The organism is Viridibacillus arvi (assembly GCF_001274945.1).
Classification (GTDB): domain Bacteria; phylum Bacillota; class Bacilli; order Bacillales_A; family Planococcaceae; genus Viridibacillus; species Viridibacillus arvi.
This window is the reverse complement of sequence record NZ_LILB01000001.1, coordinates 313,772-330,840: the sequence shown is the minus strand read 5'-3', so window position 1 is coordinate 330,840 and position 17,069 is coordinate 313,772. Positions and strand designations below refer to the sequence as shown.

General features: G+C 35.0%; 16 protein-coding genes and 1 riboswitch. Of the genes, 5 read left to right on the top strand and 11 right to left on the bottom strand.

Annotation, left to right across the window (positions count from 1 at the left end; translation table 11 throughout):
• Positions 1-120 precede the first annotated feature (120 nt).
• The 5 genes from panF to AMD00_RS01515 form a co-directional block, all read right to left on the bottom strand.
• The gene (gene panF, locus AMD00_RS01535) at positions 121-1,557 is read right to left on the bottom strand and encodes a sodium/pantothenate symporter (RefSeq protein WP_211258628.1); all 1,437 of its coding nucleotides are present in this window, start codon (positions 1,555-1,557) and stop codon (positions 121-123) included.
• Positions 1,557-1,826: a YhdT family protein gene (locus AMD00_RS01530; RefSeq protein WP_053415341.1), complete on the bottom strand. Its 270-nt coding sequence runs from the start codon at positions 1,824-1,826 to the stop codon at positions 1,557-1,559. The genes panF and AMD00_RS01530 overlap by 1 nt, the downstream gene beginning before the upstream one ends.
• A 319-nt stretch (positions 1,827-2,145) precedes the next feature.
• Positions 2,146-2,937 (bottom strand): putative hydro-lyase, encoded by a 792-nt coding sequence (locus tag AMD00_RS01525; RefSeq protein ID WP_053415340.1) that lies wholly within the window; start codon positions 2,935-2,937, stop codon positions 2,146-2,148.
• 21 nt (positions 2,938-2,958) lie between these two features.
• Positions 2,959-4,179, bottom strand: coding sequence for an NRAMP family divalent metal transporter (locus AMD00_RS01520; RefSeq protein WP_053415339.1), 1,221 nt, complete (start codon positions 4,177-4,179; stop codon positions 2,959-2,961).
• Between the two features lie 14 nt (positions 4,180-4,193).
• Positions 4,194-4,955: a LamB/YcsF family protein gene (locus tag AMD00_RS01515; RefSeq protein WP_053415338.1), complete on the bottom strand. Its 762-nt coding sequence runs from the start codon at positions 4,953-4,955 to the stop codon at positions 4,194-4,196.
• 210 nt (positions 4,956-5,165) lie between these two features.
• Here AMD00_RS01515 and pxpB point away from each other — a divergent pair, with 210 nt between their 5' ends.
• Entirely contained in the window at positions 5,166-5,891 is a 726-nt protein-coding gene (gene pxpB / locus AMD00_RS01510) for a 5-oxoprolinase subunit PxpB (RefSeq protein WP_053415337.1), read from the top strand.
• Positions 5,888-6,883 carry a 5-oxoprolinase subunit C family protein gene (locus AMD00_RS01505; protein WP_053415336.1) on the top strand — a complete coding sequence of 332 codons (996 nt, stop codon included), beginning with the start codon at positions 5,888-5,890 and terminating at the stop codon, positions 6,881-6,883. Before pxpB ends, AMD00_RS01505 begins: the two co-directional genes overlap by 4 nt.
• Before the next feature lie 128 nt (positions 6,884-7,011).
• Here AMD00_RS01505 and AMD00_RS01500 read toward each other — a convergent pair whose 3' ends face one another.
• The 5 genes from AMD00_RS01500 to AMD00_RS01480 form a co-directional block, all read right to left on the bottom strand.
• Positions 7,012-7,467: a GNAT family N-acetyltransferase gene (locus tag AMD00_RS01500; protein ID WP_053415335.1), complete on the bottom strand. Its 456-nt coding sequence runs from the start codon at positions 7,465-7,467 to the stop codon at positions 7,012-7,014.
• A gap of 51 nt (positions 7,468-7,518) precedes the next feature.
• Complete coding sequence (locus AMD00_RS01495; protein ID WP_053415334.1) at positions 7,519-8,256, bottom strand: cyclase family protein; 738 nt, start codon at positions 8,254-8,256, stop codon at positions 7,519-7,521.
• Between the two features lie 77 nt (positions 8,257-8,333).
• A riboswitch (SAM riboswitch) is annotated at positions 8,334-8,429 on the bottom strand.
• Positions 8,430-8,880: 451 nt separating this feature from the next.
• Positions 8,881-10,605, bottom strand: coding sequence for a putative bifunctional diguanylate cyclase/phosphodiesterase (locus AMD00_RS01490; RefSeq protein WP_053415333.1), 1,725 nt, complete (start codon positions 10,603-10,605; stop codon positions 8,881-8,883).
• A 535-nt stretch (positions 10,606-11,140) separates the two neighbouring features.
• Positions 11,141-11,686: a GNAT family N-acetyltransferase gene (locus AMD00_RS01485; protein ID WP_053415332.1), complete on the bottom strand. Its 546-nt coding sequence runs from the start codon at positions 11,684-11,686 to the stop codon at positions 11,141-11,143.
• A gap of 133 nt (positions 11,687-11,819) precedes the next feature.
• Complete coding sequence (locus AMD00_RS01480) at positions 11,820-12,776, bottom strand: tyrosine recombinase XerC (RefSeq protein WP_322787035.1); 957 nt, start codon at positions 12,774-12,776, stop codon at positions 11,820-11,822.
• A 524-nt stretch (positions 12,777-13,300) separates the two neighbouring features.
• Here AMD00_RS01480 and AMD00_RS01470 point away from each other — a divergent pair.
• Positions 13,301-13,741, top strand: a complete 441-nt coding sequence (locus AMD00_RS01470; protein WP_157059149.1) for a hypothetical protein — start codon at positions 13,301-13,303, stop codon at positions 13,739-13,741.
• Between the two features lie 105 nt (positions 13,742-13,846).
• On the opposite strand, the gene AMD00_RS01465 is transcribed toward AMD00_RS01470, so the two are convergent.
• Positions 13,847-14,827 (bottom strand): MBL fold metallo-hydrolase, encoded by a 981-nt coding sequence (locus tag AMD00_RS01465; protein WP_053415329.1) that lies wholly within the window; start codon positions 14,825-14,827, stop codon positions 13,847-13,849.
• Positions 14,828-15,124: 297 nt separating this feature from the next.
• Here AMD00_RS01465 and AMD00_RS01460 point away from each other — a divergent pair, with 297 nt between their 5' ends.
• Both AMD00_RS01460 and AMD00_RS01455 read left to right on the top strand, forming a co-directional pair.
• Positions 15,125-15,598 (top strand): MarR family transcriptional regulator, encoded by a 474-nt coding sequence (locus AMD00_RS01460; RefSeq protein WP_053415328.1) that lies wholly within the window; start codon positions 15,125-15,127, stop codon positions 15,596-15,598.
• A gap of 153 nt (positions 15,599-15,751) precedes the next feature.
• Entirely contained in the window at positions 15,752-16,987 is a 1,236-nt protein-coding gene (locus AMD00_RS01455; protein WP_053415327.1) for an MFS transporter, read from the top strand.
• Positions 16,988-17,069: the final 82 nt, after the last annotated feature.

Below are 17,069 nucleotides of genomic sequence, written 5' to 3'. Positions count from 1 at the left end.
TATTAATATATAACAGTTAGAGTTATCTGTCAATTGATTTCACGAAAATTATTAACCGATTTTTCCACATAAAAACACCAAACTTTATAATTGAAAGTTTGGTGTTTCTTATTAAATAATCTATTTACCAGTATTAACTTTGTCCTTCGTAAGAAGACTTACTACAACAAATGCTACTAAAGATAAAATAATAGGCAACGTAACCGTATGCATACCTAATACACTTGGCATTATTTGATCGATGTAGATATAAGATGTAATCCCGATAATCATTGATGCAATCGCACCGTATTTGTTTCCTGTTTTCCAATAGAGACCGAATATAACCGGCCATAGGAATACAGATTCCAATCCACCAAAAGCAAATAAGTTCAACCATATAAGTAAATCTGGTGGACGTAGAGCTACTAATACCACTGCTATGCCAATCACTGTAGTCACATAGAAACTTGCCTTTTTAATCTGTGCGTCTGAAGCAGTTGGTTTTATATAGTTTAAGTAAATATCTTTTACAACAGTTGAACTTACTAAAATAAGTAAAGCATTGACCGTAGACATGATTGCTGCCATAGGAGCAGCAAGAACAATTCCTGCTAAATAAGGTGGTAATACTTTTAATGTCAGTAAAGGCATCACTTTATCACCTATTTCTACGCCTGGTAATACAGGACGTGCTAGTACACCAATTAAATGCATGCCAAACATTACTGTAGCTAGTGCGATTGTGCCAATAATAATTGCTGAATGCATGCCTTTTGAGTTTTTATATGACATGGCACGAACCGCAATTTGAGGTAAGCCAATAACACCTATCCCAATTAAAATCCAAAATGTCGATACGTATAATGGTGTTAAACTACGATCTGCACCATAAGGCGATACAAGATTAGGATTTTCAGCGACTAAATCACTCATTATATTCGATATTCCACCACCAGCAATAACCGTTGCGACAAGTAAAATAATTGTCCCAATAACCATTACAGAACCTTGTACTGCATCCGTTAATGCTACTGCACGGAAACCGCCAATAATCACATATATTAATACAGCACCTGCAAAGATAAACAATGCAGCAGAATAGTTTAAGCCTGTTAATGACTCAATTAATCGCGCCCCACCAATCCACTGTGCCGCCATGGAAGCAAATAAAAATAGAATAATACTAACTGCGGATACAATGACAACTGTTTTGCTTTGATATCGTTCACGTAAAAAATCAATTAGTGTGATTGCTTGATATTTACGAGCAATAATTGCAAATTTTTTACCGAGAATCATTAGAACGAAATAACCAGCTGGTAACTGCGCCATTGCCAAAAGCACCCAACCTAGTCCTGTATTGTAGGCAACACCTGGCCCGCCAATAAAGCTACCAGCACTACCGTAAGTGGCCATCATTGTCATCGCTAGTAAGAAGCCGCCCATTTCACGTCCGCCAAGGAAATATTCTTGCAAGAACGAATTTGATTGCATAACTTGGCGATTCGCCCATATCCCAATTCCAAATATAAGTACTAAAAAAACAACTAATGGAATAATCACTTGCCAATGTATCATTTGTGTTCACTCTCCTCATCATCATCAAATGGCACTTCTGTGAAGAGGAATTTAATAACAAAAACTATCAGGATGACCATGAAAATAGTACCTGCAATACAGCTATAGAAAAACCACGCTGGAAAACCAAGTACATATGTATAAGAAGACGGATCTCCTGAGCCCATCCCATAGGCAAAGCCAAACCAAATACTAAAGTTGATGATTACAAGAATCACCCCAATGATGGCTTCACGATGCGCAATTTTAAATCGCTTATCATTCATATAACAATCTCCTTTATGACAAATCACAACATATCAAAAATAAGTTGCTTTTATAATAATACGTTCTCATTTTAAAAATTGAAAGTATAGAGTTTAGTTGACATAATAATATTATGTCAACTAAGAAATATTAATATAATAATTCCTATTTACACATTTAATGGTTTTATTAACATAAATAGTATTTACGAAATCAAAAAAGGAGGAATAGCTAAGAAATAACATCACTTGCAGTGACAAGATGTAAAGAAATATATAAGTAAAACACAAATAAAAAACGCCTCTAAGTTAACTTTCTAACTTGGAGGCGCTTTAAAACTTACAATACGCTTAATTTATCATCTTTTAAATCACTAATGAACATACAGCCGGGTCCGTGCGTAATCATAATAGCGGGTTTACTTTCCATTGCTACTGCTTGGGGGGTAACACCACAAGCCCAAAATACCGGAACCTCGTCTTCTTTGATCGTTACGGCATCTCCAAAATCAGGAGTATTTACATCTGTAATCCCAATTTGGCTTGGTTCGCCAATATGTACCGGTGCACCATGAACATCTGGGAATCGAGAAGTAATTTGTACAGCTCTGATTGCGTCAGCATGTTTCATAGGACGCATACTAACAACCATTGGGCCTTCGAAGATACCTGCTTTTTCACATGGGATATTCGTTTTATACATAGGTACATTGCAACCTTCTTCAATATGTCTTACTGGAATTCCACTTGCAAGAAGTGGCGTTTCAAAAGTAAAGCTACATCCTAATAGGAAACATACCATATCATCTTCCCAATAATCTGTAACATCGGTTACTTCTTCAGTGAAAACACCATCACGATATATTCGATATCTCGGTATATCTTTGCGAATATCTGCATCAGCAGCAATAGAGTTAGGTGTAAATGACCCAATATCGGATACATCCACTAGTGGACAAGATTTTGGATTGCGTTGACAGAACAACAAGAAATCATACGCATATTCTTTCTTTAAAATCACTAAGTTTGCTTGTGTATAGCCTTTAGCCATTCCAGCTGTTGGTCCAGTCAATTCACCTTTTCGAATTAGTTCTCGAATAGCAGCAGGAGCCATTGTATCGAATTGTGTCATCATAATTCCCCGCTTTCTTTACTAGCTAAATAGTTTAGGTAATTCGACAATAAGTGTACGAACGCTAAGTACAGCCATAACGACTACAACAAAAATACCAGGAATCGTTAACCACATCGGATGCTTATAATTACCAACAACATCTTTTTTATATGCTGCGATTAATAACGTACCAAGTGCAAGCGGTAAGATTATTGCATTGATTGCTCCTACTAAAACTAGAATTTTCACAGGTTTACCAACGAATGCAAATGTGATAGTTGATACCACGATAAAGCCAATAATAACCCAGTTATGATATTTTTCAATCATTGGGTGGAATGAGCGAATAAATGATACTGATGTATATGCAGCACCTACTACAGAAGTAATTGCAGCTGCCCACATAATAACTCCAAACATACGATAACCGATTTCACCTGCAGCTAATTTAAAGACAGAAGCAGGTGGGTTAGCAGGGTCAATTGCCAAACCTTGATGTACTACACCTAATACCGCTAAGAACAGTGCTACACGCATAATACCAGTAGCAGCAATACCTGTTACTGAACTTTTCGTTACATCAGGTAAAGATTCTACCCCTTTAACTCCTGCATCTAATAAGCGGTGACCGCCGGCGAAAACAATATATCCACCTACTGTTCCCCCAACTAAAGTTACGATTGAAAGAATATCCAGTTTTTCTGGTGTAAATGTGTTAGCTAATGCATCACCAATTGGCGGCGATGTTGTAAAAGCCACATACATCATTAGTAAAATCATGATAAAACCAGCTGCTTGCGCAACCTTATCCATCGCTTTCCCTGCTTCTTTTACAAGGAAAATGAAAATTGCAAATATTGCACTTATAACTGCGCCCATAATCGGATCCAAGCCGAGCATAGCATTTAATCCTAGACCAGCTCCTGCAACGTTTCCGATATTAAATGCTAGACCACCAATAACGATCATGATGGCTAATACAAGACCTAAACCAGGTAGTACTTTGTTGGCAATTTCTTGACCACGCATACCTGATACTGCGATGATACGCCAAACATTCATTTGAGCGAAGACATCTAAAATAAGTGAAACTAGAATAACAAAGGCAAAACTAGCTCCTAATTGTTGTGTAAAGACCGTCGTTTGTGTTAAAAACCCTGGTCCAATCGATGATGTTGCCATTAGGAAGGCAGCTCCTAATAAGACGCTACGCCCTACTTTCTTGCTGCCTTGACCTTGATTTAAGCTTACCTTTGTCATATGAAAACCCCTTTTTATACGTGAAATGCTTGAACGTTAATGTTATTTTTCTCCAATGTGTTTCGAATATATTTTGCAAATGCAAGTGCATGTACTCCATCCCCATGGATACAAACAGTGTCTGCTCGCAATAATACTTTTGTTTGTTGTTGAGACTCAATATAGCCTTCTTTGACCATCGTTACGACTTGATTTACAGACTGTTCCTCGTCTGTTACTAAAGCATCTGATTGTGTGCGTGAAGTAAGTGAACCATCCGCTTGATATGTCCGGTCAGAAAATACTTCATGAGCTGTTTGAAGACCGAGTTTTTCTCCTGCCTTCGTTAACTCACTTCCAGCTAATCCGAATAATACAAGCTCAGGTGAGACATCATAAACAGCTTGTGCAATAGCCTCAGATAATGCCTGGTCTTTCGCAGCCATATTATATAATGCTCCGTGAGGTTTTACGTGCTGCATTTTCTCTCCAAATGTTGATAAAAACCCTTGTAATGCACCAATTTGGTATACGACCATGTCATAGCCTTCTTGAGGAGTAATTTGCATTGGGCGACGTCCAAAGCCATTTAAATCAGGCAAACCAGGATGAGCACCAATTTTCACACCTTTAGCTATAGCCATTTTAACTGTTTCCCTCATCACTGTTGGGTCTCCTGCATGGAAACCACATGCTACATTAGCTGATGTAATATAATTTAAAATTTCTTCTTGTTCCCCTAGTTTGTATTGACCAAAACTTTCTCCTAAATCGCAATTCAAGTCTACACGAAACATCTTCTCAGCCCCTTACTAATTCAAAATTAATATAATGTCAGTTTTTCTAACACAAAATTTATATTATCACTAAATCATTATTCTGAAAACATTTATTTTTGAACTTTCTCACAATAATGAATTATCAATTGTAAATAACTTACTTGTCATTTACTATTATCTATCTATATGATTATATTGTTTAATATGCAAAATGAGGGGTTGTACGTTATGGGAAAAGAATTTAAACATGTGAAATTTAAACCTTTGGGTGATTCAGCAGTAATGGTTCAGATTGGGAATACAATTGATCCATCAAACTGCACCATTTTACAAAATTTAGCATCATTACTTGAAGAACAGCCATTTGAAGGGTTTATAGAAGCTGTTCCTGCATATACAAATATTACAATTTACTACAATCCTTACACCCTTTTTAAAGTTAATGGGAATGTAACATCATATAGCTTTGTATGTCAGTATGTACAACAACTGATTACTCAAATGACAACAGTTAAACAACACACGCAAAGAGTAGTTGAAATTCCAGTTGTCTATGGTGGTGAATATGGACCAGACTTAGAATATGTGGCCGAAATAAATGGCTTAACGACTGATGAAGTCATTCAGTTACATAGTGAGAATGAGTGTCTTGTTTATATGCTTGGTTTTGCACCTGGTTTTGCTTTTATGGGGGGCATGAATGAAGCTATAGCAACACCTCGAAAAGAAACACCTAGACTAGCCATTCCAGCACTTTCGGTTGGGATTGCAGGCAAACAAACAGGAATTTACCCATTTGAAACACCTGGTGGCTGGCAAATCATCGGTCGTACGCCACTCGATTTATTTTTACCAAATGAAACGCCACCTTCCCTATTGCAAGCAGGTGATTGTATTCGCTTTAAACCAATATCTGAAAAAGAATACAAACAATTGAAGGAGACAAGATCATGACAGTTACAGTCGTTAAACCAGGTTTATTAACTACCATTCAAGATCTAGGGAGATTCGGGTCACAAAAATATGGAGTCATCGTTAGTGGTGCTATGGATGCTTATTCATTAAGAATTGCGAATATTCTAGTAGGGAATTTAGAAAGTGAAGCCGTACTTGAGGTTTCATTATTTGGGACTGTATTACAATTTAATGATGACCACCTTATTGCACTAACAGGTGGAGATTTAACAGCAACAATTAATAATGAGCCTGCACCACTTTGGCGTCCATTTATAGTGAAAAAAGGAGACTTATTAAAGTTTAAAAGAGCCCACAAAGGTTGTCGTGCTTATGTAAGCTTTGCTGGCGGTATTCAAGTTCCTACTGTAATGAATAGTAAAAGTACATATTTAAAGGCGGGAATGGGTGGATTTGAAGGTAGAGCATTACAAAAGCAGGATGAAATAAAAATCGGACCTTATACTAAAAGTAATAAAGAAATACATCAATATGCAATACAACTAGTAGGTCCTGCTTCTTGGTCTGTGAATTACAACGAATTAATCTCTTTAAAGCAACAGCAAACAATACGTGTGATGCCTGGTACAGAGTGGGATAGTTTTACCACTGAAAGTCAGCATTGCTTAACAAACAACCCTTACACTCTTTCTACAGAAGCTGATCGTATGGGGTACCGCTTTGAGGGGCCAGCGTTATCATTGACAGAGAAATTCGAATTATTATCAGAGGCTGTGACCTTTGGAACAGTTCAAATCCCACCAAGTGGTAAACCGATCATTTTAATGGCCGATCGTCAAACAACTGGTGGTTATCCGAAAATGGTTCAAGTCATCACAGCTGATTTAGCTAGTCTCGCACAGTTACAAACAGGCGCTAAAATCCGATTCAGGCTCGTAACATTAGAGGAAGCTCAACAAGCATTAATAGCTAAAGAGCAAAAAATAAAAACCATCGCTACTGCTATTCGCTGTTCTGCAAAGCTTTCTTAACATGTAAGAAGTTTTGTCCAACAAAAATATAGAAGAACAAAGAGAAAGAGCATGTTTTGAATGAAGATTATTCAAAACATGCTCTTATTGTTTTTATAACTCTGTAAATAAAATGATAATCAATTTACTTATAACTCTAATGTCATAAATACACTATTAGGATCCTCAATATAATTAGAAAATGGCTTACAATATTGAAACCCTTTTTTCAAATACAGCCTCTTAGCAGGTTCAAAAGCCTCCATTGAACCTGTTTCTAAACTTAATCGCTTATATCCACGGTACCTAGCCATTTCAATAATATGCTCAAGAATACTTCTTGCAACGCCTTTCCGTAAATATAATGATGAAGTACGCATTGATTTTATTTCACCATGGTGTGCATCCAATTCTTTTAGTGCTCCGCAACCTGCTAATGCGCCTTCATCCCATGCACTCCAGAAAGTAATCTCTGGTTTTTTCAATTCCTCGATATTTAACGCATGTATACTTTTTGGTGGAGAATTTAGTGCCATACCTTGGAGGTGCTCCTCCAGTAACGCCTTAACGTCATCACCTGATAAATCATCAATTCTAATATCCAAAGAATACACCTCTTGCTATTATTCATTTACAAGTATATTCAAAATGAGTACTTAAGGCAGAATAGCAAATGAGCGAACAGGGAAACCAGAAGCCTTCTCAGGTTTAGGTACGATGTTAAAGATGACAGCCCCTTTTGCGGGTAGCTGGTCTAAATTAGTTAGCAATTCTACTTGATATGTATCTTGTTCTAATACATATAGTTCACCTAGTAATGCATTGTTTTGACGGTATAAAATGCTAGAATCCGTATCAAAAGTTTCATGCCCTACCGCTTTAATATGACGCTCTTCAAACAAGAATTTTAGTGCATCTACGGACCATCCAGGTGCATGTGGATTTCCCTCAGCATCAAAGTTATTAAATGCTTCAACATCAGGCCAACGTTTGCTCCAATCCGTACGAAGAGCAACAAATGTACCTGCCTCAATTTCACCGTGTTCGGCTTCGAATTTCAAAATATCTTCAACTGAAATCGTAAAATCATGATTCTCTGCTGCATCTTTTGAATGATCTATTACAATGAGCGGCAATGCAAGTTCTTTTAACTCTAATTCTTCTAAATAACGAGCATCACGAACAAAGTGAATAGGTGCATCTAAATGTGTTCCGTATTGTCCAGCAAACGAGAAATTTTGAGCAAAAAAACCATCATCGTGTGAAAATAAAGTTGTTTTTTCCAACCCTTTGAATGCGTTGAAACGTGGTGTTTCTGCTCCAAAAGCATGTGTTAAATCGATCCATTTCTTTTCTTTTAACGTTTGTAGTGCATTGATTAATTCTGTTGACATATCCATCACCTCATCATTTTTTTGAACAAAAAAACCTCTTCTTGATAAGAAGAGGTTGACGATACGTCCATGCACTCTTCTTATCTTCAAGCATACGCTTCTGGAATTAGCACGGTACATCGTCCGTTGCTGAGATTTCACAGGGCCAGTCCCTCCACCTCTCTGGATAAGAAAAAAGTTATTTTGTTGATTCTTAATTTACAACTATAGAAATCTATTGTCAATAAAAATTTAGAAAATTCTTTATAATATATGATTTTTATAATCAATTATGATAGCTTTCTTCTACAATAATAGTGTAATATGCGCTCTAGCCTTGTTTGATGCCAAATGGCCAAATGCTATCCACCTACTATCAACAGGCTTTGTAAAGGGCACTGGGCCACTCTCAGTGCACGTTTAGCTGTAACTGACTTAGTTGGACCTCAAAACCATAATAATCTCTCGATAGCCGGCTACAATGTATACAATATACTTGTTAAGTTCTTTCTACTATTAGAAGCATAACTAAATACTAAATAAATTAGATGATAAAAAACGTTTTGAATAAAAACCATAAAAAAAGTCACCTCAGCAAATAAGGTGACCTTTTTGTCTTGCTTTCTAAATATATATGACAATTCCCTAAATTCTCGATACATACAATTCATGTAATTTTGCGGAAAATTCATCTGTCGGTAATGGCTTGCTAAAGTAATATCCTTGAGCAAAGTCACATAGGTTTTCACGAATGATATACAATTCATCTTCCGTCTCTACCCCTTCAGCAACCACTTGCATACTTAATGCATGCGCTAATTTGATAATAGCAGTCACCATTGCGACATTACTAAGACCTGTTTTTAAACCATGGATGAACGATTGATCAATTTTTAACACATCAATCGGAAACTGTTTTAAATAGCTAAGAGATGAATAACCAGTTCCAAAGTCATCAATAGCGATGAGTACACCTAGAGCTTTTATTTGATTAAACGTTTCAATTAATTCCTCTGTTTGATGCATTAAGCTCATTTCGGTAATTTCCAACTCTAAATTTTTTGCTGGTAAACCTGTATCTTGTAATACTGAACGTAAATTGTGCACAAAATTTCTTTCCTTCAAATGAATAGGCGAAATATTAACCGAAATACGAATATCAAACCCATATTCATCAAGCCACTTCTTCATTTGTTTACAAGCCCTTTTCAATGTCCATTCACCAATAGAACTAATCAATCCACACTCTTCTGCAAAAGGGATAAACTTAGCTGGAGAAATAAAGCCGTAATCCTTATCATACCAACGAATTAAAGCTTCCATTCCGTTTAATTGATTTGTTTTTAAATCGATTTTCGGTTGATAATATAGTTGAATTTCATCTTGCTTAATAGCATGACGGAGTTTTGTTTCTAGCAGCAGGAATTGATTATGAGTACTATTCATCGTATTTTCATACTGTATGTAATTGCTAGCTCTATTCTTTTTAGCTTCTAGCAAGGCCACATTCGCACATTTTATTAAGTCCTCGGGTGTATCTGCACCAGCTAGACTTGAGCTTATACCGATACTAATAGAAGAATAGAATTCAAATTGTTCAATCAAAAAACTATCTTCAAAATTAGCCATTATTTGATGTGCCTTCCAAATAGCATGTTCATTATTCTTCAATATGATCGCAAATTTATCACCACTATAGCGAAACAGTGATTTTTCATCGATACCTAATCTTTTCAGGCGAGTCGCTACTTCAATTAGAAATAAATCACCTGTTAAATGACCTAATCCATCATTAATACTCTTAAAACGGTCGATATCTATCATTAAGAGTGACAATGAAAAGCCTTCTTTATGTACATTTTTGAATTGATCTGCTAAACATATATTCAACTTTCTACGGTTATATAAACCCGTCAATTCGTCATGATAAGCAAAGAATTTTAGTTTTTTTACATTTTTTTGTTCCGTTACATCTGTTCGAATTGACACATATTGGTAAAGTTTACCTTTATCATTCAAAAAAGGTATTATCGTTGTTTGTACCCAATATAAACTACCATCTTTTGCGCGGTTACAAATATCACCACGCCATATTTTTCCACTACCAATTGTACGCCACAATTCTTTGAAAAAGGCTTTAGGATGATGGCCAGAGTTCAACAAACGGTGATCTTGCCCAATTAACTCATCTTTACTGTATTTTGAAATGGTACAAAAATGATTATTTACAAATGTAATGATACCTCTATTATCTGTTATTGCGACGATAATAGATTGGTCCAATGCATGTTGAATATCTATTAATTGTTGTACTGAATACGCATCATTATGTAGGCTAAGATCTGTCGTTTGACTATAATCTTGGTCCATATGACCTCACTCCTAATCAGTTCGGCATAATTCGAGCAATTTCTCTCTTGTTATTATTTTATCACAACCAATATAAGGCTATTATTCAAATTAAAACAAAAGGTAAAAAGTCCTAAATCGAAAAACCTATGAAACAATACAGGTCAAAGGGAGAGATTCCTATTATCAAATTTTTACACCATTCATATAGTTTTTATAGTAGTTGTGACATATTTTTTCTACAGTTTATAGGTTTTTCGCTGTAAAATAATTCAAATACAGCAATGATAAAATGCAATATTCCGAAAAATTTGGCTAGTTTGATTGTCTAGAACGAATAAATAAAAAAGAAATTTAGTGAGCTACTTTTTTTCAATTACTATTTAAAAAATTTTAAAAATCACTAATTAATTTAAGTTTAAATTATATAAAATCAAAAATATTAGGTAATAGTAACTAATAGTTATTTTCCTTAATTATACATCCAATACCATGTAGTTTACATAATAATATTATGTAAACTACTAAAAAAAAGACCATTCAAGATGGTCTTTAACTACTTAATTCTCCATTCCTCTTGAAGAATGCTATAAACGGCATGATCTACAAAATGGTCGTATAGCCACTCTGATTGACGACTACAACCTTCTAAAGTCATTCCTAATCGCTCTGGAATCGCTCTACTTCTCTTATTTTCAATAGCAGCACGAATTTCTATACGTTTTAGCTTCAAATCATGAAAGGCATGATCCATAAGCTTATGTACTGATTTGGTCATAATACCTAATCCTTCATAGTCTTTCGCTAACCAATATCCGATACTTGTAGACTTGTTTTGCCAATTTATATGGTGAAAACCAATAACTCCAACTATGTTATCTTCATATACAATGGCAGTTTGGAAGCCATCATTAGCACTAAATTGCTTCATAGAAGACCGAATAAATTGTAATGTATCTTCGACAACTTCATTTGAATCTATAAAGGGTAACCACTCTCTTAAACTCTCTTTTGACCCCATCATAACTGTAAATAACTCTTGTGCATCATGCTCTTGTAATAACTTCAGTTGCAATTTCTTATCAATCTCTACAGTAAACATATGAAACCTCCTATTCATTATGTATTAATAAGGAATTATATTATTAATAAAGTACTGTGTAAATGGATTTAAACTAAAAAAATCCGCTAGCTTAATATGAGTGCGGATTTGTATGCAAAATGTATTGTTCTTATTAAATTAATTGATTAAATGGATTGTTTTCAATCACTTGTTGGATTTCTTTATCTTCTACATGCGTATAAATCTGCGTTGTAGAAACGCTAGAGTGCCCTAAAATCTGCTGTAAACTACGAATATCTGCTCCACTTTTATACATCATTGTTGCAGAAGTATGTCGTAATTTATGCGGCGTTAGCTTTGTTTTATTCAATCCTGATTGCTCGTTAATCTCTTTTACTATTCTAGCAACACGCTGCCTTGTTAGGCGTGTTCCTTTCTGTGATAGAAATAAAGACTCGTTCGTATCTGCGTCTTTAATAGCGTAGCGTTCTTTCTTTAAATAGCGTGAAAGAGCATTCTGACAAGCTTCATTTAGGAAAACGGTTCTTTCCTTATCGCCTTTACCTGTAACAGTTAAATAGTCACCTTGTATGGAGGTTAAATTCAGTTTACATAGCTCTGTTACACGTATTCCTAAGTTTAAAAAGAAGGTAATCATACAATAATTACGATAGTAATGTGTAGATTCCTTTATTCCATCTATGAAAACTTTTGCCTCTTCCATCGTCATATAAATAGGTTGCCTCTTCCCTATCTTGGGGGATTCTAACTCACTAGCAGGATTATCTTCTATTAAATGTCGTTTTGATTTCAAATAATTGAAGAAAGATTTTAATGTAGCACCTTTTCTTGCTCTAGCATGGGCACTATTTCTTCTTTGCTCCTCACAATACTCTAAAAACAAGTACATGTCTTCTAATGATATTTCACGGATAAAATCGATTGTTATGTCTGATATATCTATTTGATCCACTAACTTTATATCCATATCTTGTTGTACCGCTTTTAAAAATCTAAAAAATAATAATAAATCATATTCATATTCTTCGCGCGTTCTTTTTGACTTTCCTTTAATTGCTGTTAAATAAACTAGGAAGTCTCTCATTACTTTTGGGTATGTAGTTTGCAAAATTCGTCACCTCTTATACCACTATTCTAGCATAAAAAAGGTTCCCAAATGCGTATTTGGGAACCTTTTTTGAAAAACAATTTTTATCAAGAGTCCCCTTCCAAAACAATCTATTTTCTCCTAAATATTAGGATGCTCCAAATTCGCTCTCAGACGATTCGAGAATGCCATATTCGTATCATTATAGCTCTCGAATTGCTTTGGTTTTTCGGTTTTCTCCCCCCATTTCAGCAATAAATTAAGTTACAATATGAGTAAATATGGTATAATTGTTAATGATTGTAATGTAAATTGAGAAGCAGAGAGGTGTCTTAAAAAGACCGATTTTCTCAAATAGTCGTAAGGAAGTTGGAAATTCAAGGTGATTATAAAGCAGCTGAGCGTACATTATTCAATACAATCTCACTTGCAAATGAGGTAGAAGATAATCAAGTTATAACAATATATGTTCATTATGTATTAAAGAAGGAAAAATCAACGAAGCATACATATTTGGTAAAAAAGCACTTGAATTTGCAGGAAAAATGCAAAATAATAATTTTACCCCTAAATTTACAATTTATATAAAATTAGTGGAAATACTATTATTGATGAATGAAGTAGAAGAAGCATCGATAATTTTAGAAAGTTTAGCTAAAGATCAAAAGGTCGAATACACTATAAAACAAAAAATACAATTAAATATTATTATGTCAAAAATAAACAAACAATTAGGGAAAGATGAAGAAGCGATAGAGGGACTAATTTTATCTAGAAAATTATCGGATTATTACGAAGATACTAAACTATCAGTAGATATATTGTCTGAAATGATTGATTTATACAAAAAGTTAAATAATATAGAAAATTTAGAAAATACCGAAATTGAATTAGTAAAAATGCAGGAGGAATTTTCAAAACGTAGTTATGAATGGAGGACAAAACGTTTGGCAAAGAAAGAAGGTGCGTTAAAGCATATATACTAACATTCAAAATGAGGGAGGAAAGAAAGATTGAAAGATGCTATAAAGAGAAATGAGGGACTAACACAACAAAACCCACACCATGAGTTATATATGGTGTGGGTTTTGTTATTTCAGTGCTTTATAGTGCCATATACCATTTTGCAGTGATTTCTCTATTAGCCCTTCTTCTTCTAAATAGTCTAAGTAACCAATAACTTCTGACATAACGAGTGAAAACTCTGTATTGAACTTATGACCATATAAATTTTGTGCTATTTCTTTTGGGAGATGCGTCCCTTCATTAATAAAGGAATATAAACGATTCGCTTTATGTTGTATCTTATCTAACTTTTGAGAGATGACATTATGATGGTCTTCAATAATTTCTTGATGCCCAGCAAAAAGGTATTCTACATCTAACTGCTGTAGTCTTTTTAAAGATTCCTTATGCTGTTTCACAGTAGGTAGACGGTTCCCTTTTATATCTGGATCTACAATTGCATTTGATGTAGTCTTTTTTAATACAACATCCCCTGCTAATAACCATTGCCTCTCCTCGTCATAAAAACTAATAGAATCAGCAGAATGTCCTGGGGTTTCTAATACTTTCATACCTAAGATGCTATCACCCTCCCCTAATGGACGAATGATAGTTTGAAGAGTGTTTTCATTTTTATGTTCAATTGTCTGTTGTAATTTCTCAAGGCGTGGCTGCGCTTCTTCTATGCAACCCATAGATATGTATAGTTCAGTAAAGAAATTCTTTCTCATTACGAGAAATTCTTGTTCCACCATTAGGCGAGGAACCGCTTCATGATGTGCATATACGGGTATATCTTTTTTCTGTAGAATCCAATTGACTAGGCCTACATGATCTTCATGATGATGTGTCAAAAGAATACGAGATAAATCGCTTATTCGATAACCATTTGCAGCTAATGTTGTAATGAGTGCATCTTTGTATTTCTCTGTATGAATCCCCGCATCTATTAGAGATAATGAATCTCCGTCATTTATTATGTAACTATTAATAGTGCCTACTTTTCCATAACTTGTAGGCACAATGATTGGATAAACTAAACGTGATTTTTTCTTAATACTTATCAAATCTATCACTCCTATCTCGAAATATTTCTATACAGTTTATGATATAGAATTTTCATACTTTTGAAAACAAAAAAGACTGCTATAGTATTTAAGCAGTCTTAGTTATATTTTTTAAAACGGCGAGATATTGTAACTGTTCAACCGCAATTTATTTCAGTCTTTACCTTGGGCGATTGCCAGGGAAAAAAGTGCGCTATCAATTGATATCAGTCTAGAAAGTAATCTTCAATATTGTTGAAATGGAAACAAAAATTCAATATAATAATGTTAATGCACCAACGAGTGGGAGGACAGGTCATGAACAAAGAAGAACAGGTCATAATGGGTTTCAGGGACTTATATAACAAGATAGTTTGGCTTAATAAGGATAAGATGGAAGAAAGCCTTAAGGGTTTTAAGTCTTCTGAAGTACATTGCATCGAATACATTGAAAAAAATGTAGATTCCAACGTGACAAAACTTGCGGAGTACTTTTATATGACTCGCGGTGCCATAAGTAAATTAACTAAGAAGCTCATAAAAAAAGGCCTTATCGAAAGCTACCAGAAGTCGGATAACAAGAAAGAAATCTATTTTAGGCTGACTGAGCAAGGAAAAGTAATTTATAAAATCCATGAGGACCTGCACAAAGAGTTTCAAGAGCGGGATAAAGCCGTATTTGATAAGATAACCGAGGAACAATTTGACAGTATGCTTAGCTTCGTGGAAAAGTATAGTAAGCATTTGGATCAAGAAATAAAGAAAATGGATATAGATAATAAGTCAGAATAAATTTGAATAATAAAAATGAAACTACATGCAGCCCAACTCTATTGAGAACGGGCTGCATTTTTTTTGCTTTTAAATTGTTGACAAGGAAACAATTTAAAGTTATTATTTTGTTGACAAGGAAACAAAATAATAACTTTTGAGGAGAGCATTTAAATGTCCATATTTAGACCACCAAATGAACAGAACACAGAACAAATCGTAGATAAACACGCTTTAATATTCGGTCTTATCTCTGTATTTCTTTGTGGAATTGGTTTTAGTATCATAATGCCCGTCGTCCCATTTCTAGTACAGCCATATACAAGCAGCCCGGGAGAACAAGCTATAGTTGTTACACTATTGACGTCTGTTTATGCTGTCTGTGTATTTTTCGCTGCCCCTGTACTTGGAGCTTTGAGCGACAAGTATGGCCGTCGTCCTTTGCTTTTAGTATGCCTCTTTGGTTCAGCAATCGGCTACCTCGTTTTTGGTATAGGAGGAGCTTTATGGGTACTATTTGCTGGTCGTATAATTGAAGGTATAACAGGAGGGAGCATTAGCACGATTTTCGCATATTTTGCAGATATCATTCCTCCAGAACAGAGAACCAAATACTTTGGATGGGTAAGTGCGGTTGTAGGTGTGGGCACCGTTATTGGTCCTACTCTAGGAGGATTACTTGCCAAGTTTGGTTATTCTGTACCCATGTATTTTGGAGCAATAATAACTTTATTGAATGTTGTTTATGGAATCTTTTATATGCCTGAGAGCCTTGCCAAAAATAATAGACTAAAAGAGATTACCTTTGTAAGACTGAATCCATTTATACAGCTTGCTAACGTACTTTCCATGAAAAACTTAAAAAGGCTACTTGTCTCAGCGTTCTTAATTTGGATACCCAATGGATCTTTACAGGCCGTTTTTTCACAATTTACAATGGATACTTTCAGTTGGAAGCCTGCACTAATCGGACTCATGTTTTCAATTATGGGCTTCCAAGACATCATTTCACAAGGTTTCATAATGCCAAAGCTTTTATTAAAACTTAGTGATAAACAGATAGCAATTCTTGGAATGGTTTCGGAAATTATAGGTTACAGTCTTATTGCGCTATCTGCTTTGTTCTCATTCTACCCTCTTTTTATCGCTGGGATGTTTATATTTGGTTTTGGTGATTCGATCTTTGGTCCTTCATTCAATGGGATGCTCTCCAAGTCTGTCGATTCTAGTGAACAAGGAAGGATTCAAGGAAGTAGCCAATCTATTCAGGCTTTAGCAAGAATGATTGGGCCTATCATTGGAGGTCAAATCTATGTATCAATTGGTCATGCCGCACCGGCTTTTATGGGTATAATCCTTATAACAGCCGCAATACTAGTTTTGTATAAAGATACCCATGTAAATATATAAACTACAAAAAAACAGCTAATTCCTCCAACATCATATTAAAAATGACTGGATTAATTAGCTGTTTATTTTTGTGTTTTGATTG